This is a genomic window from Magnetospira sp. QH-2 (assembly GCF_000968135.1).
Taxonomy (GTDB): domain Bacteria; phylum Pseudomonadota; class Alphaproteobacteria; order Rhodospirillales; family Magnetospiraceae; genus Magnetospira.
This window is the reverse complement of sequence record NZ_FO538765.1, coordinates 1,213,263-1,229,902: the sequence shown is the minus strand read 5'-3', so window position 1 is coordinate 1,229,902 and position 16,640 is coordinate 1,213,263. Positions and strand designations below refer to the sequence as shown.

Annotated in this window: 20 protein-coding genes; 16 read left to right on the top strand and 4 right to left on the bottom strand. The window is 59.6% G+C overall.

What is annotated here, in order from left to right; all coding sequences use genetic code 11:
- The first annotated feature begins 32 nt into the window (after positions 1 to 32).
- From MGMAQ_RS05810 to MGMAQ_RS05775, 8 genes are read left to right on the top strand one after another with little or no spacing between them, the layout of a single operon-like run.
- Positions 33 to 1,331, top strand: a complete 1,299-nt coding sequence (locus MGMAQ_RS05810; protein WP_046020802.1) for a hypothetical protein — start codon at positions 33 to 35, stop codon at positions 1,329 to 1,331.
- A gap of 2 nt (positions 1,332 to 1,333) precedes the next feature.
- Positions 1,334 to 2,662, top strand: a complete 1,329-nt coding sequence (locus MGMAQ_RS05805) for a nitrous oxide reductase family maturation protein NosD (protein ID WP_046020801.1) — start codon at positions 1,334 to 1,336, stop codon at positions 2,660 to 2,662.
- Entirely contained in the window at positions 2,659 to 3,405 is a 747-nt protein-coding gene (locus MGMAQ_RS05800) for a 4Fe-4S dicluster domain-containing protein (protein WP_046020800.1), read from the top strand. Before MGMAQ_RS05805 ends, MGMAQ_RS05800 begins: the two co-directional genes overlap by 4 nt.
- 2 nt (positions 3,406 to 3,407) lie before the next feature.
- Entirely contained in the window at positions 3,408 to 4,388 is a 981-nt protein-coding gene (locus MGMAQ_RS05795; protein ID WP_046020799.1) for a NapH/MauN family ferredoxin-type protein, read from the top strand.
- 8 nt (positions 4,389 to 4,396) lie between these two features.
- Positions 4,397 to 5,269, top strand: coding sequence for an ABC transporter ATP-binding protein (locus MGMAQ_RS05790; RefSeq protein WP_252508685.1), 873 nt, complete (start codon positions 4,397 to 4,399; stop codon positions 5,267 to 5,269).
- The gene (locus MGMAQ_RS05785; RefSeq protein ID WP_046020798.1) at positions 5,266 to 5,763 is read left to right on the top strand and encodes a nitrous oxide reductase accessory protein NosL; all 498 of its coding nucleotides are present in this window, start codon (positions 5,266 to 5,268) and stop codon (positions 5,761 to 5,763) included. The genes MGMAQ_RS05790 and MGMAQ_RS05785 overlap by 4 nt, the downstream gene beginning before the upstream one ends.
- The gene (locus MGMAQ_RS05780) at positions 5,760 to 6,587 is read left to right on the top strand and encodes an ABC transporter permease (RefSeq protein WP_046020797.1); all 828 of its coding nucleotides are present in this window, start codon (positions 5,760 to 5,762) and stop codon (positions 6,585 to 6,587) included. The genes MGMAQ_RS05785 and MGMAQ_RS05780 overlap by 4 nt, the downstream gene beginning before the upstream one ends.
- Positions 6,588 to 6,601: 14 nt before the next feature.
- Positions 6,602 to 7,258, top strand: coding sequence for a c-type cytochrome (locus tag MGMAQ_RS05775; protein ID WP_046020796.1), 657 nt, complete (start codon positions 6,602 to 6,604; stop codon positions 7,256 to 7,258).
- Here MGMAQ_RS05775 and MGMAQ_RS19355 read toward each other — a convergent pair.
- From MGMAQ_RS19355 to MGMAQ_RS05755, 4 genes are all read right to left on the bottom strand, one after another.
- Entirely contained in the window at positions 7,216 to 7,671 is a 456-nt protein-coding gene (locus tag MGMAQ_RS19355; RefSeq protein ID WP_052716162.1) for a type II toxin-antitoxin system RatA family toxin, read from the bottom strand. The genes MGMAQ_RS05775 and MGMAQ_RS19355 overlap by 43 nt on opposite strands.
- A 10-nt stretch (positions 7,672 to 7,681) precedes the next feature.
- Positions 7,682 to 8,545, bottom strand: coding sequence for a bile acid:sodium symporter family protein (locus tag MGMAQ_RS05765; RefSeq protein ID WP_046020795.1), 864 nt, complete (start codon positions 8,543 to 8,545; stop codon positions 7,682 to 7,684).
- An 83-nt stretch (positions 8,546 to 8,628) separates the two neighbouring features.
- Positions 8,629 to 9,546: a 1,4-dihydroxy-2-naphthoate octaprenyltransferase gene (gene menA, locus MGMAQ_RS05760; RefSeq protein WP_046020794.1), complete on the bottom strand. Its 918-nt coding sequence runs from the start codon at positions 9,544 to 9,546 to the stop codon at positions 8,629 to 8,631.
- Positions 9,521 to 10,237 carry a class I SAM-dependent methyltransferase gene (locus tag MGMAQ_RS05755; protein ID WP_052716161.1) on the bottom strand — a complete coding sequence of 239 codons (717 nt, stop codon included), beginning with the start codon at positions 10,235 to 10,237 and terminating at the stop codon, positions 9,521 to 9,523. The genes menA and MGMAQ_RS05755 overlap by 26 nt, the downstream gene beginning before the upstream one ends.
- Before the next feature lie 187 nt (positions 10,238 to 10,424).
- Here MGMAQ_RS05755 and MGMAQ_RS05750 point away from each other — a divergent pair, with 187 nt between their 5' ends.
- The 8 genes from MGMAQ_RS05750 to MGMAQ_RS05720 all read left to right on the top strand — a co-directional run bounded on the left by MGMAQ_RS05750 (position 10,425) and on the right by MGMAQ_RS05720 (position 16,611).
- Positions 10,425 to 10,877, top strand: coding sequence for a c-type cytochrome (locus MGMAQ_RS05750; RefSeq protein WP_046020793.1), 453 nt, complete (start codon positions 10,425 to 10,427; stop codon positions 10,875 to 10,877).
- A 24-nt stretch (positions 10,878 to 10,901) separates the two neighbouring features.
- Positions 10,902 to 12,245: a cbb3-type cytochrome c oxidase subunit I gene (locus MGMAQ_RS05745; RefSeq protein WP_046020792.1), complete on the top strand. Its 1,344-nt coding sequence runs from the start codon at positions 10,902 to 10,904 to the stop codon at positions 12,243 to 12,245.
- A 131-nt stretch (positions 12,246 to 12,376) separates the two neighbouring features.
- Positions 12,377 to 13,168: a CbbQ/NirQ/NorQ/GpvN family protein gene (locus MGMAQ_RS05740; protein WP_046020791.1), complete on the top strand. Its 792-nt coding sequence runs from the start codon at positions 12,377 to 12,379 to the stop codon at positions 13,166 to 13,168.
- Between the two features lie 16 nt (positions 13,169 to 13,184).
- Positions 13,185 to 15,122: a nitric oxide reductase activation protein NorD gene (locus MGMAQ_RS05735; RefSeq protein WP_252508684.1), complete on the top strand. Its 1,938-nt coding sequence runs from the start codon at positions 13,185 to 13,187 to the stop codon at positions 15,120 to 15,122.
- 1 nt (position 15,123) lies between these two features.
- A complete protein-coding gene (locus MGMAQ_RS05730; protein ID WP_046020790.1) occupies positions 15,124 to 15,720 on the top strand; it encodes a cytochrome c oxidase subunit 3 family protein in 597 nt (198 codons plus the stop codon).
- 17 nt (positions 15,721 to 15,737) lie between these two features.
- Positions 15,738 to 16,019, top strand: coding sequence for a cytochrome C oxidase subunit IV family protein (locus tag MGMAQ_RS05725; protein ID WP_158498792.1), 282 nt, complete (start codon positions 15,738 to 15,740; stop codon positions 16,017 to 16,019).
- Positions 16,016 to 16,186 (top strand): hypothetical protein, encoded by a 171-nt coding sequence (locus tag MGMAQ_RS20985; protein WP_158498791.1) that lies wholly within the window; start codon positions 16,016 to 16,018, stop codon positions 16,184 to 16,186. The genes MGMAQ_RS05725 and MGMAQ_RS20985 overlap by 4 nt, the downstream gene beginning before the upstream one ends.
- A gap of 26 nt (positions 16,187 to 16,212) precedes the next feature.
- Positions 16,213 to 16,611, top strand: coding sequence for a bacteriohemerythrin (locus MGMAQ_RS05720; protein WP_046020788.1), 399 nt, complete (start codon positions 16,213 to 16,215; stop codon positions 16,609 to 16,611).
- Positions 16,612 to 16,640 lie beyond the last annotated feature (29 nt).

Below are 16,640 nucleotides of genomic sequence, written 5' to 3'. Positions count from 1 at the left end.
CCCGTGGGACGTTTCTGACCGGACTGGAAAAAATGAACGAATTTGACTCCCCCGATCACCGGGGATGGATTATCCGTGGGCTGACATTGGGTGCCTTGCTGATGCTGGTGGGAATTTACTATTCCCCCACCTGGTGGGTTGCCCTGACCGCCCCGAACTACCCCGCCGAGGCCTTTCCCGACGGGGTTCGGATCAACTTTCATATGAACGGCGTGTTCAATGGCTGCCAAAAGCTGGACATTGCCGAAAAATTCGAAGACGAGGCCCTGGATTGTGTCCACGAAATGGATGCCATCAATCACTTCGTCGGCATGTACCCCATCGCCTCGGGTGGTGTGGTAGAGAAAGCGTTTGCGCCGTTTCTATTGTCCTTGTTGGGCGTCATGCTGGCGGGATTCTTGGTGTTCAATGCCAAGATTCGCATGCTTGTCATGTCCGTGGGCTTTGGGGCCGTGGCCGTGTGGATGGCCATGACCTACCATGGGGAAGGCGGCCTGAGCTATCAGTCGAGTGCCTACCTGCAGGCCATGGTAACCTCCCTTGGCCAGGGCCACGAAGAAGAAGGCGAGGAACTGAGCCCGATTATCGCCAAACTCAAGGAATCGCTGCAAGAAAGCGGTGAAAGCAGCCTGCTGTCCCGCGACCAGGTGAAGGCCACCTTGGAGCGGAGCGGTCAGACCGCGTTGATAGACACCCTGGCCAAACTGCATTCGGGCAGTGGTGAATCCACCGCCGAAGCCAAAAGCCTCAAGGCGATCCTCGCCGAGGCCAGGGAAAGCGGCGTGGCGGGCAAGGAGCTCAACATCCATATCCTCAAAGGCGCTTTCGAAGCCGATCAGGCCCGCAAGCCCTCGGCCGTTCGGGAAGCTTGGGTCGGAAGCGGCAAGCAATTGCTGTTCTGGCACTATGAGAAGGCGTTGGGACGTTGGTTCAACAATCCCGAAGAAATCCGTCCGCTGGTGGCCACCATGACCATCGCCGGAACCGTGGTTTTCTATGGCGTGTTGGCGGCCATGGTGTTCTTCGTCTATGCGGGCCGCAAGAACGGAGGATTCTTCTTCTGGCTGTTGGTCTTGATCCCCATCGGCCTGCCCATGTTCTTCATCATCGAGTATTCCAGTTGGCTCTGGTGGTATGGCCATAGCCTCAACGACATGGGGGCCTTCACCCTCAAACCCTTCATGCCGACGGTGTTCGGTCAGGGCAAGGTGGCGCAGTTCGCCACCCACTCCTATCCGGCACTGGGCTTCGGCCTGATGGTTCTGTCGTCTTTGTTCTTGGCTCTGGCCGCCCTGTTGCGGCGCCAGCAGCTGCGGGACGAGGACGTCTGACCATGGGCCGACTGGGACTCATCATTGTCACCGCCGGGATGCTCCTTGGGCACCCGGCGGTGGCCATGCCGTCCCTTCAGGCCTTGATCGATGAAGCGGAGAAGGGCGCCGTGATCCGGCCTCCGGCGGGCACCTATCACGAAACCCTGATCATCGACAAACCCATTACCCTGGAAGGCCACGGCGAGGTCATTATCGACGCGGGCGGAAAAGGCACGGTCATCTCCATTGAAACCGACGGCGCGACGGTCAGTGGCTTCACCCTCAGAAACTCCGGCGAGTCCCACAATGACATTGATTCCGGGGTTCGGGTGGCAGGCAATTACAATCTGATTCGAGACAATATTATCGAGGACTGCCTGTTCGGGGTTGATCTGCAGCAGGCTAACAACAACATCGTCAAGCGCAACCGTATCACCTCCAAGCCCTTTCACTTGGGTGTGCGCGGCGACGCCATCCGGCTGTGGTATTCCCGTGACAACAAGATCGCGGATAACCATGTGACCGACACCCGCGACATGGTGGTTTGGTACTCGGCCAATAATCATATCAAGGGGAACAGCGTGCATGGCGGGCGTTATGGCCTGCACTTTATGTATTCGAAGTACAATCTGGTGGAAGACAACAGCTTCCGCGACAATTCCGTCGGCATCTTCTTGATGTATTCCGATGATGTGGTCTTGCGCGGCAACCGTATCGTCCATGCCCAGGGGGCCACCGGCATGGGGATCGGCATGAAGGAAACCAGCAATACCGATATCACCGACAACGAGATTCTCTATTGCGGCACTGGGATCTATCTGGATGTTTCACCCTTTCAGCCGGATACCACCAACCGGATCTATCGCAATACCGTCGCCTTTTCCAAAATCGGGCTGCTGTTCCATAACGACTGGCAAGGCAATCTCGTCAAGGACAACCGTTTCATCGACAACATCCGGCAGGTGTCGGTCAATGAATATGCCGGGGCCGCCCGCAATGAATGGGAAGGCAATTACTGGGACGACTATGAAGGCTTCGACGAGAACGGGGACGGTTTCGGCGACCGCCCCCACAAGCCCAAAGTGTTTGCCGACCGGATATGGATGGATGTGCCTCCCGCCGCCTTCTTTCTCGGCACGCCCTTGCTCAGCATGGTGGATTTCCTGGAAAGGCTGGCCCCCTTTACCGAACCCTTGATCATGCTGGCCGACGCAAAACCCCGCATGAGCGCTGAATTTACCCCACTGACCAAAAGAGCGGCCGCTTCATCCGCGGACTCATCAACCGAAACCGGACGCTATGATCCTTTCGGCCTGGACGACCCCAACAAAGGCAGGCTCATCCCATGAGCAAGAAAAAAACTCCCGGTCCCGTCACCCAGCGGGCCCGCCGCCAAGCCCTGCGTGCCATGATCGCCGGAGCAGGTGTCACCGGTGTCGCCCTGGCGGGATTCCTGCCGGTGGTGGCCAAGACCAACCCGCGCCTGCGCCCGCCGGGGGCCCTCAGCGAAAAGGAGTTCCTCGCCTCTTGCATCAAATGCGGCCAGTGCGTGCAGGTCTGCCCGGTGGAAGCCGTGGTTTTGGGAGACATCTTCGACGGGTTCGGGATTGGCGCCCCCTATGTTCCGGCCCGGGATCAGGCCTGCGACTTTTCCTGCGACGCCGTGCAATGTGTGCTCGCCTGCCCCACCGGCGCCTTGAGTCACGACATCGACAAGAAGGAACAGGTGCGCATGGGGTTGGCCGAGTTGACCCGCCCGGACAGCTGTCTGGCACGCAAGGGGAAGGGCTTTCAAGGCGCCGCCCGAGGGGTTGCCCATCCGGGTTTGCACCGTTACGCGGAAGTGGATCGCTGGACCCCCATCCGTATCGCCGACCATCCCTATGATCTGGACATCTGTGATCTCTGTGTTCGAGAATGCCCAATCAAAAATGCTATCGCGTTGGTCCCCATGAGTGATGACCCCAACGACGAACGGCGCACGCCCAAAGTTCTGGAGGCCTGTGTTGGCTGCGGCATGTGCGAGATGATCTGTCCGGTGGAACCGGCCTGTATCGAGGTCATCCCCGGCAAGATGTGGGAGGAATCGTGATCATGAAGGGCATGCGCGACTCCATAAATCTGCTTTTCGGCGGCACCATGAGGATGCCGAAGAAGGGTGACTATTCCAAGAAGGCCGCCGAAGCCCACGCTTTCAAACGGACCAGCGAGGAAAAACAAAAACGTCTCGCGGCCATCCGCCACGAAATGGAAGAAGGTCTGCATGGGGGCAACAAATGGCGATTCCGCCGCTGGGCCTCGATCATCTTGTGGAATCTGTTGTTCGTTTTGTCCTTCCAGTTGGATATCCAACTGGTCGAAGGTGCCCTGACCGCCTCGCGCTTCGTCGGCTTTCACATGGCTGACCTGAATTCGGCGCTGCAAGTGATGCTGGCCTACAAGGAAGTGCTGATCAATCTGGCCATCGGCTCCATCACCGTGTTGCTACTCTGGTGGTTGCTGGGTGGACGGACCTTCTGTTCCTGGGTCTGCCCCTATCACCTGGTCGCCGAGTGGGCCGAATGGCTGCATTTGAAGTTGGTGGCTCGCAAGATCATCAAGGATCATCCCCTGGACCGCCGCCTGCGGACCGTCCTCTACGTGATTTTCGCCTTTTTGGCCTTCGCCAGCGGTTATACGGTATTCGAAACCATCTCGCCGGTGGGGATTTTGAGCCGATCGTTCACCTATGGCGCCAGCCTGGCCCTGGTCTGGGTTGGGTTCCTTTTGCTGATCGAGATATTCTATTCCCGCCGGTTCTGGTGCCGTTATATCTGTCCTATAGGCCTGACCTATGGCATCGTCGGCACCACATCGCCGACCCAGATCCGCTATAATCTCAACAATTGCCTGCATGAGGGCGAATGCCGCAAAGTCTGCATGGTGCCCCACGTTCTGGACGTGACCAAATTGAACTACGCCAAGAAGGTCAAGCTGGACATCGGCGCCGATTGCACCCGTTGCGGTATGTGCGTGGATGTCTGTCCCACCGAGGCCCTGACCTTCCGCATCAAGGGACTGGATAAGCTGCTGTGAGGGCGACCATGAACCAGACCGGCCTGCCGATCGTCGTAGCGGAAGGTGTCGCCAAATCCTTTCGCGGCCATCGGGTCCTGGATGGCCTGGACCTGACGCTCACCGCCGGAGAACGCATGGCGTTGATCGGGTCCAACGGCGCGGGCAAGACGACCCTGATCCGCTGCCTGTTGGGTGAGTACCGGCACGAAGGCACGGTGCGTCTGGCCGGGGCCGACCCGCGCCGCGACCGGACCTGGATTTTAAAACGGGTTGGATTTGTGCCGCAATTGCCCCCGCCGCTCAAAATGCCGGTACGTGAGCTTCTGCGCTATGCCGCCAGTCTTGTCGGGATTCCAATGGATCGCATGGCTGATATCGCCATCGCCATGGGTCTGGATATGGACGAAGCGCTGCGCAAACCGTTCAACAAATTATCAGGCGGTCAAAAACAGAAATTGCTCATCGGCATCGCTTTGGGCCGGGATTGTGACCTGTTGATCCTTGATGAGCCCACCGCCAATCTGGACCCGGCGGCCCGCCAGACCCTGTTCAAATTGCTCGCCGAGCGATTGGACAGCGCGATGATCATTTCCAGCCACCGGTTGGAAGAAGTCGCTGCTCTGGTTAACCGGGTTGTGGAAATGGATCGGGGTTCGGTCATCCTTGATGACCGGGTGGAAGACGCCGTGGACGCCGCCGCCTTGCAGGATTGCCGCATCCGCCTGGCCCGCATCGACGAGGCCTTTGCCCGGACCATCACCGAGTGGGGCTTCACCTCTTCCGACGGCATCGAATGGATCGGCCAGGTGGCTGGACCAGATCGACTGAAGTTTCTCGGCACCCTGTCGCGCTATGCCGGGGTGCTCACAGCCATCCACATGGACGAGGCCCGGCCATGAAAAAAGTATTGATTGCAATTCCGCTATTGCTGCTCGCCGGCTGTTTCGAACCGGAAACCGGCCCGGGCCAGATCCGCTACGACCGGGATACCTGCGAGATTTGTCGCATGATCATCAGTGACCCCCGGTTTGGAACCCAGGTACGCCATGGCCCGGACAAGGAATTGGTCAAATTCGACGATATCGGCGATGCCCTGCATTGGGTCGAGGAAAACGGCCACCGGGACGACCCGGACCTGGAAATCTGGGTACCGGACATGGATCGTCCCGATACCTGGCTCGAAGCCCGCCAGGCCCACTATCTCGCTGGACAGGTCACCCCCATGGATTACGGCTACGGTGCCCTGAGCACCGCCCGCGACGGCAGTGTCTCGTATGAGGAAATGCGCACCGGTGTATTGGCACGCGGCGTCACTAGCCGCTGTGACACCCCCAACGACCCCACCCACGACCACGATCATGACCATGATCACAATTCGGGGACCGGCACATGAAAGCATTGTTCTTGACCATGCGGTTGGATATGGCGGAATCCGTGCGGGCCCGCTGGTTCTTGATCTATACCATCGTGTTCGGCGGGCTGGTGGTCGGATTGATGGTTTTCGGCCTGACCGAGTCCCGGGTCATGGGCGTGACCGGCCTGTCGCGCATGTTGGTGACCTTCATTCAGATTTCCCTGGCCATTTTGCCCATCTTTATTCTGCTCAGCACCGTACGATCGTTGGCCGGAGACCGGGAAGCCGGGGTCTTCGAATATATGCTGTCGCTGCCCGTCTCCTTGTCGTCTTGGTACTGGGGCAAGTTCGCCGGGCGGTTCGCGGTGGTGTTCCTGCCGGTGTTTCTGGCCATGGCCGTGGCTGTCATCTGGGGCATGGTCACCGGGCTGGAGGTGCCTTGGGGTCATTTCGCCTATTATGTGGGGCTGCTATTCTCCATGGCCTTTTGCTTTCTGGGCATCGGTTTTTTGCTCTCCAGCATGGCCCGGGGCACGGATATCGGCCAAGGCATGGCCTTCATCGTCTGGCTGGTGATGCTGTTATTCCTGGATTTGATCCTGCTCGGCATGATCATCCGCACCAAAGTGCCCATGGAATTCATCGTCGGCATCGCCCTGGCCAATCCGCTGCAAAGCTTCCGCACCGCTGCCATGATGCTGTTCGATCCGCAACTGATCCTTTTGGGTCCTTCGGCCTATGTGATCCTTGATGCCTTCGGGCGAGGCGGCTACATGGTTTACGCGGCCTTCTATCCGGTGGCCTTTGGCGCCATGTGCGGCGGCATTGGATACTGGCTGTTCCGGCGGGGCGATCTGCCGTGATCCGCTGGGGGCCGATGCTCCTCGTATTGCTGGCCGCTCTCCCCGCGCGGGCCGAGCCGGAGGTTCTGGGCGATCCTCTGGACGGCGAGGATATTTTCATCACCTGCGCGCCTTGTCACGGAGATCAGGCCCAAGGCGGCGGCGGCGGCAAGTATCCGCGATTGGCGGGCATGTCGCAAAAAGTCCTGGCCGAGCAACTGCGCGACTTCAAAAGTCGCGAGCGCACCAATATCCCCATGTTCCCCTTCACCTCAGAGCGGGAGCTGTCCGATCAAGATATTCTCGACGTCACCGCCTTTATTACCAGCATCACCTTACGCACCTATCTGCCGCCGGTGGAGGGCCGTGTGGACGGCCTGGAGCGATTGTTGGCGGCCAAGCGGGTCCTACAAATTCCCCGCGCGCCGGGTGATCTGAAGCGGGGTCGGGATCTTTATGGGCAGTATGAGTGCGGGCGCTGCCACGGAGAACAGGGTGAAGGCGGCCCCAGCGATCCGCTGTTGGCCGGCCAGCATATCCCCTATTTGGAACGCCAGTTCGAACGGATGGCCAAGGATGAGCGCTTTCATCCCAAGCCGGATCGCTATATCGCCCCGCTCTCTGCCGAGGATATCCAAAATCTGTTAGCCTATATCTCGGTGCTGGATGACCCGGTGCCGCCGAAGATCTGATCCACGCGGGCTCGAAAAGCCGATTCTATGCGCTGGGCTGTTGTTTGCAGGACCGCTTCCACCACCCCCCTGAGCAGCCGATTGTTCAGGTCTACTTCCATGGTAAAAGTGACTTGGGTGGCCTCCGGGCCGTCCGGCACGAAGCGCCAACCGATGCTGAACTGAGTGCCCCGATCCACTGATTTAACGTCCAGCCGATGGGGTCGCTCCATGTGGGTGCGGCTGCGAAACTGGGTTGTGACCGGCCCCCAACGGTAAAGATTGTCCACCAGAAAATTTTCGTCAGTTTGTTCAATAACCCGCATGGCCAAACAGTTGGGCAGGAATTCCGGATAGGATTCGAAGTCCGCCGCCACGTCGAACAACCGTTCCACCTTTTGCGCCACCCGGTAGTTCCGTTTGATGCGGATCATGGATGCGGACTCACAAGGCCGATGGGGAGACCGCCTGCCCACGCACCCGCAGCAGGAATAATCCGGCGGTGATATTCATGATCAGGGCATAGATGATTGCTGGGACCACCATCATGGGCTCGCCGAGCAAGGTGGTGGCGACAAAAATCGCCAAGGCGGCATTCTGCAACCCCGATTCCAGGCAGATGGCGATGCTGTCCGGCCCATTGAGCCGCAGTCCGCGGGCCGCCAACAGCCCCAATCCCATGGTGCCCATATTGAGCGCCGCGACATAGGGACCGATATCGGTGAAATAGCGGGAGATGTTATCCATCTGACCGACAAAGGCCCCGGCGACAATCAAGGCGAACAAGATAGTGGCCAGCAGTCGTGCCTTGGGCCTAAGCCAGTTTGCCCAGCCGGGCCGCCAATGGACCAACCCCATGCCCAGCGCGATGGGAAGCCCGGTGATGACCAGGATCCCGGCCATGATCCGACCCACCGGCATGGTGATTTCCTGCACATTCCCAGGCAAAAGAATCTGCGTCAGGCCCAGGATGATCGGTACAGTTACAATGCTGGCCAGACTGGCCAAAGCGGTCATGGACACCGACAGGGCCGCATTGCCTCCCGCCAGGGTGGTCAGCAGATTGGAAGTGATGCCTCCTGGCGAGGCAGCCAGGATCATCAGCCCGATGGCAAACTCCGGGCGGCCGTCATAGAGCAACACCAGCCCGGCACCAATCAACGGCAACAACAGGATCTGGTTGATCAGCCCGACTCCCATGGGGACGGGATGGCGGAACACGCGAGAGAAGTCCTCGGCCCTCAGGCCCAGTCCAATGGACAGCATGATGAAAGCCAGCCCCAAGGGCAGTAGCTGTTCAATGGTCATGCGGCCTCCCCATTACACGCCCCCGGAATTGACGGCCCTGTACCTTTGTACCATTGCCATAATCGAATGTGGATTGATATTGCTCAAGAGAACAGGAAAAGACCGCCACTCAATAGCAGGCAGAAAAGGGTCTGGAATCCAACCGTCGCGGCCAGACAGCGGTTGAAGCCGGGCCCGTCTCCGGCGCGGCGCAACAACGAGAAACTCCACCCGGCCAACGGCAGCGCCAGCAACCCTGCCAGGATTCCGGAAAAAGCCCCATCCACCCAGACCAATCCGCCAATGACGGCAAATGGCAGGATCATCAACGCCAGATAGATCCCTAGCGACAGGGACGGCCCCGCCAAGATGGCCAGAGTCCGTCTTCCGGCGCGGGTATCCCCCACTCGGTCGCGGCAGTTGTTCACCAACAGCACCGCCCCCGCCGGGGCTCCCACCGCCAGTCCGAGAACCAGGGCGATGACCGAAGATTGTCCAGAGACCAAATAGCTCGTCCCCCAGACCGCCGCCATGCCGAAAAATGCCACGACGAACAGCTCACCGAATGGTCCTCGCGACAATGGCCAGGGGCCCGCCGAATAGCCATATCCCGCGATCACCGAAAACAACCCCAAGAGCAAGATCGGCCAGCCCCCCACCCATACCAGCGCCCCGCCGCCCAAGACCGCGATCCCGAAAGCCAGATGGGCGGCTTTCAGCACCTGCTCGGCCGTCGCCCAGCCCCGTTCCGTCGCTCGTGGCGGACCCAATCGTTCACTCGTATCGGTGCCATTGAGACTATCAGCGGCATCGTTGTGCAGATTGGTGCCCGCCTGGATGGCCATGGCCGAAATCAGGGCAATCAATGCCACGCCCCACCCCAGCACGCCGCTCTCGATCCAGGCCAAGGCCAGCCCCACCAGAACCGGAGACAAGGACATGGTCAAGGTGCGCGGCCGAATGGCTTGCCACCACAAGGCCAAGCCTTTGGGCTGACTATGATGCGGGTTTGCGTCCGGCATGAATGGCGGCAATTCCAAATGAAAGGTTGTCGTAGGTGACGGCCTCGAAGCCCGCCTGTTGCATCATCCCCTTCAGGGTTTCCTGGTCGGGAAATTCGCGGATGGACTCGACGAGGTATTCATAGGCCTCCCGCTTCCCGGCCACCAGGGCGCCGATGCGCGGAATGCCGTGCCGGGAATAAAGATCATAAAATGGTGCCAGCCAGCCAGCCGGCTTGGAGAATTCCAGACACAGGAACTGCCCCCCTGGCTTGAGCACCCGCAGCGCTTCGGCCAGGGCCCTTTCCGGTTCACTCATGTTGCGGAGGCCAAATCCAACGGTTACCAAATCCACCGAGCCATCGGCGAACGGGAGATCCTCGCCGACCCCCGCCACCCACCTCAGGGCGGGATCCCGCGAGCCCCCTTGCATCATCGGCACCGATGGATCGCAGACCACGGCCTGAAATCCGCGACGGACCAGAAGCCGGGCGATATCTCCGGTGCCCCCCGCTAGATCCACCGCCATGCCTCCCCGCAGCGCCGACCTCAGCAACCGGCGCTTCCATAGGCGGTGAATACCCATGCTCATCAGATCGTTCATCCGATCATAGCGCGGCGCCACCAGGGCGAACATGGCCTGAATACTGGCCCGGTGCCGGGCCAGATCAGGGGTTTTTGACCGCGTGGGAATGGGCCGGGATTCGGTCATGAAGGGGCATCCGTCAAAGATCGGGAATCACCTGGCACCAAAGTACCATGGAATTGACCAAAGTTAAGGGCTCCCGGCGACGGTTTCCATACCCTTATCGCGTCGAGCCGGATTTTTTCAGGCTCGTCATGGCCTGGGCATGAGGTCCTGGCCATTGGGGGAACACCAACGGAGAGACTGGAAAGCCATGTCCGAGGGTTTGACCAAGACAGCCGCCAGGAACATCTTTTTTGGCGGCTCACTGTTCTTCCTCGTCATTTTGATCGCCCTAGTGGCGCAGAGCGTGTCCTATGTCAAGAACACCTCTACCGACGAGAAGACACTCACCGAGACCGTGGCCCAAGGCAAAGCCGTCTGGGAACGGAACTCCTGCATTAACTGTCATTCGCTGCTCGGCGAGGGTGCCTACTATGCCCCGGAACTGGGCAATGTCTGGGTGCGCTACGGCGGCCCCGAGGATGCCGAGGGCGCCCGTTCGGGGATCAAGGAATGGATCAAATCCCAGCCCACGGGCATTGAGGGTCGGCGCCAGATGCCGAATTTCAACCTCGACGAGGCAGAATTAAATGCGCTGGTCGATTTCTTCCAGTGGGTCAGCACGATCAAGACCCAAGGTTGGCCGCCAAACGAGGCCGGTTGATCGGCGAGCAAGGAGTTTTTTGTCATGAAATATGAAACACAAAAGCTGGCCTATCCGTACTTCCTGGCTGCCATGGGCTTGTTCCTGGCACAGGTTCTGGGCGGATTGATCGCCGGCACCGTCTATGTCTTTCCCAACTTCCTGTCGGAATTGGTGCCCTTTCACATCATCCGCATGATCCATACCAATGCCTTGATCGTGTGGCTGTTGTTCGGCTTTTTCGGGGCGGCCTATTACCTGATTCCGGAAGAAACCGAGACAGAGATTCACAGCCCGCTGATCGCCAAGATCCAGTTCTGGCTGTTCCTGTTTGGAGCCGCCGCGGCGGTTGTCGGCTACCTGTTTGGTATCCACGAAGGCCGTGAGTTCCTTGAACAACCCCTTTGGATCAAGGTGGCCATCGTGGTGGTCGCGCTGATGTTCCTCTACAACCTCTCCATGACCGTGCTCAAGGGCCGCAAAACAGCGGTTTCCATGATCTTGCTCATGGGCCTGTGGGGACTGGCGATCTTCTTCCTGTTTGCCTTCTACAATCCGACCAATCTGGCCCTGGACAAGATGTTCTGGTGGTGGGTCGTGCATCTGTGGGTCGAGGGCGTGTGGGAGCTGATCATGGCCTCCATCCTGTCGTACCTGTTGATCAAGATGACCGGCGTCGATCGGGAAATCATCGAGAAATGGCTCTATATCATCGTTGCCATGAGCCTGTTCACCGGCATTCTTGGCACCGGCCATCACTACTACTGGATTGGTACCCCGGCATACTGGCAATGGATCGGATCCGTGTTCTCGACCCTGGAAGTGCTGCCGTTCTTTGCCATGGTGGTATTTGCCTTCGTCATCGTCCGCAAGGGCGGTCGCGACCATCCCAATCAGGCGGCCATGATGTGGACCCTGGGTTGCGCCACTTTGGCGTTCTTCGGGGCCGGTGTCTGGGGCTTCCTGCATACCCTGGCGCCCATCAACTACTACACCCATGGCACCCAAATCACCGCGGCTCACGGCCATCTGGCTTTCTTCGGGGCCTATGTGATGCTCAATCTGGCCATGATCACTTATGCCATGCCCATGCTGCGCGGCATGCAGCCCTATAACCAGGTGCTGAACATGTGGAGCTTCTGGATCATGTCATCGGGAATGGTGTTCATGACTCTGACTTTGACGGCTGCCGGTGTGTTGCAAACCCACCTGCAACGGGTGATGGGGATCTCCTTCATGGAGGTTGCCGAACAAATCGACCTGTTCTTCATCCTTCGACTGCTCTCGGGTGTCGTGGTTGTCGCGGGTGCATTGGTGTTCGTCTACGCCATCTTGACATCGGACAAGGAACAGGCTCGTGCCGGTTCTGCGGCCCAGGCAGCGGAATGATTGCCGTGACCATAAAAACACTATCCCCGTGAAAACTGTCTGATCTCTGACCCCTCGGGGTGACCGGCCCCGTTTCCTCCCCAGGAAACAAACATCCCCCCGGTCACCCCGAATTTTTTTTGAAACGAGCCATGACAAATCCCCATCCAGATATCCCCTTCTACTTACCCGTGGGCAACGAATGCGAATTGTTCGAACGAGCCCGCGAGAATAATCTTCCACTGATGCTCAAGGGCCCAACAGGCTGCGGCAAGACCCGCTATGTGGCCCACATGGCGGCCAAGCTGGGTCTGCCCCTGCATACGGTTTCCTGTCACGATGACCTGACCGCCGCCGACCTCACCGGGCGGTATCTGCTCAAGGGTGGCGAGACGGCCTGGGTGGATGGCCCGCTGACCCATGCGGTGCGCCAGGGCGGCATCTGCTATCTGGACGAGGTGGTGGAAGCGCGCAAGGACGTCACCGTGGTGCTGCACCCGCTGACCGACGACCGCCGCATCCTGCCCCTGGAGCGCACCGGGGAAACCCTGGAAGCGCCCGACGATTTCATGCTGGTGGTATCCTATAATCCCGGATATCAGAACATTCTCAAGAGCCTCAAGCCCAGCACCCGGCAGCGCTTCATCGGCCTGCATTTCGACTATCCCGCGCCGGATCTGGAAGTGACCATCGTCGCCAGGGAGTCTGGCCTGGAAGAGAGCAAATGCCTGGCCTTGGTCAATCTGGCCGGGCGCATCCGCTCCATGAAGGACCAGGACCTGGAAGAAGGCGCTTCGACCCGCCTGCTGGTCTATTGTGCGACTCTGATCCGGTCGGGCATGAGTCATTTGGATGCAGCCCGGGCCAGCCTGATCGAACCCCTCTCGGATGACGACGACGTCAAGGCCGGCCTGGACGAAGTGGTCCGGGCCACCTTCGGCTGACAGGAAGGACGCGACGGTGAGCCTGCGCGATCTATTCGAACCGGAAGAACTGGTGGGCCGCCATTGGCATCGGCTGATCGGTGGACAAACCAGTTACCCCCGTCATCAGGAAGCCGCGGTGACCTTGGAGCAGGTTCGCACCACTCTCGCAGTGTTTTTCCACGGTATCGGCGGCGACCCGGGACTGCAATTGGCTGCGGCCGTGGCCCGCGACAAGAAGCATCGGTTGAGCTTGCTGATGAAACTCGGCATGGATGCGGAGAAAATGGAGACAGCCAGCCGCGACCCGGAAACCCTGACTCTTCCAGCGCGCATCGATGTCTTTCCTCAAACCGATCTGAACCGCCGCCTGTATCTGTGGCTGGCGGCCTACCTGGCCCATGCGAGCTACCCGCTTTCAGACCCCGAGGATCCCTATCGGGCCGACCTGCAGGCGCTGCGTCGTGTCCATAGGACAACCCGCCGGGTGCTTGCCGCCCTGCCCGGTCTGAGCAACCATCACAAGGTCTTGTGCGACAGCCTGCGAACCCTTCGGCCCAAACGCTCCCTGCCCCGCGAGGAACAACGGGTCGAGGACTGTATCCAGGCGCTGCTCGGTGGCCCAACCGATCCGCGTGCCTTGGCTCACCTGGCTTACGTCACTGGGGAAAGCGATGACTTGACCCCTTTCCACGCAACGATGGCCTATAAGTCCTTCCTACCCGTGCCCCTGTGGGGAGAGGTGATCGACCGACATCCCGAAGGAAAGATCGGCGATGATCCCGATGATGATCCGGGCGATGGGACCGAGTCCGAGGATGCCCGCGACGGGCGCAAGTTCGCCGCCTCGCGCCAAGACAATGACCAGGCCGAACGGGACGACCCGCTCATTCTTGACCGCTTCGAAAAAATCCTCGCCATGGCTGAAATGGTCAATGTTAATCGGCCCGACGACGACGAAGGGGACAAGGACCCCCTGCGCGCCGCCGAGGACCTGGACGAGTTGACCATCTCCCATAACGACAAAAAAACCGCATCGAAGATTAAGCTGGATCTGGACTTGCCAGCGGGCGCCGTGGACCCCACTCGCCTGCTGGGCGTGAAAACCTTTCCCGAATGGGATTACCGCAAAAAGATCTATCATCCCGCCCATTGCCGGGTGTTGACCGGTCTTGCCGATGACGAAGGCGAAGACTGGACCCCCGACGACCGCACCCGCCAGCGCATTCGCAAGGTGCGCCGCCAGTTCGAGGCCCTGCGCCCGAAGCGCGAACGGGTGCCCCGGGAAATGGATGGCCGCGACCTGGACGTGGATGCCCTGATCCGCTCGCGCTGTGATTTGGCCGCCACCGGGGAGGGCAGCGACCGGATCTTTGTGCAGTTCCGCAATGAAAGCCGGGACCTGGCGGCCTTGATCCTGGTGGATGTTTCCCTGTCCACCGATGCCTGGATGGAAGGGCGGCGGGTTCTGGACGTGGAAAAGGAGGCCCTGACCACCCTTACCCACGGCCTGGCGGCCTCGGGCGACGACCACGCGGTCTATACTTTCACCTCGCGCAAACGCAATTATGTACGGCTGGACCGGGTGAAGGACTTCGACGAACCGGTGTCCCCCACTGTGACCCGACGCATCGGCGCCTTGAAGCCCGGTTATTACACCCGCATGGGACCGGCGCTGCGTTTCGCCACGGAACAGCTCAATCAACGCCCCAACCGCCACCGGTTGCTGTTGCTGATCAGCGATGGCAAGCCCAATGACCTGGATCACTACGAAGGCCGCTATGGCATCGAGGATACCCGCATGGCCATCCGAGAGGCCCGGCAGGAAGGCTTGGCGGTGTTCGGCGTCACCGTGGATACGGAGGCCCGGGACTATTTCCCCTATCTTTTCGGACGCGGTGGCTGCGCCATCGTCTCCCACATGGACCGGTTGACCATGGCCCTGCCCGCCATCTTCCGGCATTTGGTGGCCTGACATGGATGCGCGCCCCGTGACCCTGACCCCTCACCCCCCACCAACCGGCGACGACGGCTGGGGGCCGTTGTCCAGCCTGCCCGGCAATCCGATCATGTGGATCTTAATCTGGAGCGAGCTGCTGGTTTTCGGTGCGGCGCTGATCGGCTTTGCCGGAGCGCGAATGCTCGACCCGGTGACCTTCGACGCCTCCCAGGCCCACCTGGACCGGGTGGCGGGAGCGGTCAACACCATGATCCTGCTGACCAGCGGCCTGCTTGCCGCCATCGCGGTACGGGTCAGCTCACAAGGACATGGCAAAGCCTCGCGCCTGTGGCTGATCGCCGCCATGGCCGTGGGGGTTCTTTTCCTTGCAGTCAAAATGGTCGAGTACGATGCCAAGCTGGCCCAGGGCTTTGACATCGAGACCAACACCTTCTTCACCCTGTACTACCTGGTCACCGGGTTCCACGCCCTGCATGTGGTGCTGGGGTTGATCATTCTGGCCGTGGTGGCCTGGAAGAACAGCCTGGAGAACCTGGAAACCGGCGCCGCCTTCTGGCACATGGTGGACCTGATCTGGGTGTTGATTTTCCCCGTTATCTACCTCATGAGATAGTCCTTATGCATAGCAACATGGCCACCGTAAAAACGCTGATCGCCGCCTGGATCGGGCTGATGGCCTTGACCATCGGCACCATGGGCGCTGGTCGGGTCGATCTGGAAACCGGCCTCGCGGGCCCTTGGATCGCGGCCTTGCTGGGCTTGGCTGGTCTGAAAGTGGGCGTAATCCTGTGGTACTACCTGAACCTGCGACACAGCGGATCGGGCTGGCAAAAAGGATTTGCGATTTTCCTTGCGATTCTGATCACCATTATCATCGGCCTCGATCTCCTGACTCCGGGAGGCACCGCATGAACGACTTGAATGCCGATAGTGCCATTGCCCTGGTAATCTGCGGGCTGTTGATTTTCGGCATGGCCTTTTTCATGTATCGCGGCGGCGCGCTGGCCCTGCGAGGCCTGATTTTAGTCTGGAGCATAACAGGCGCCATTCTTGCCTTTCTTGTCCTGACCCTGCAATAAACACCCAACAAAGGAGACTGTGCCCCATGACCGCTCTGACCTGGACCGACGACTTCAAGGTTGGTGTTGCCTTTATGGACGATGACCATCTGGAAGCCGTGAACCTGATCAACGAGATGGCCGAGGCGACGGGGGACTCCCTCATCGCTCTCATGACCCAATTCCTGGACCATTGCACAGAGCATTTCGGTCGTGAGGAAGAGATGATGCGCACCATCGGCTTCTTCGCTTACCCCATGCATAAAGGAGAACACGAGCGGGTGCTGGCCGAATTACGCGTGGTTCTGTCACGCCTCCAGGCGGGCGAGGAAGCGGATTTGAAGAGCTATTTCAGCGAAGGCTTGGCTAATTGGCTGATTGACCACCGCAATACCATGGATATGGTGACCGCCACTTTTTCATTACAGTTCGACGCCGCCCAGTAGAGAAAGACCTACTAAAGAATAGGGTTTGA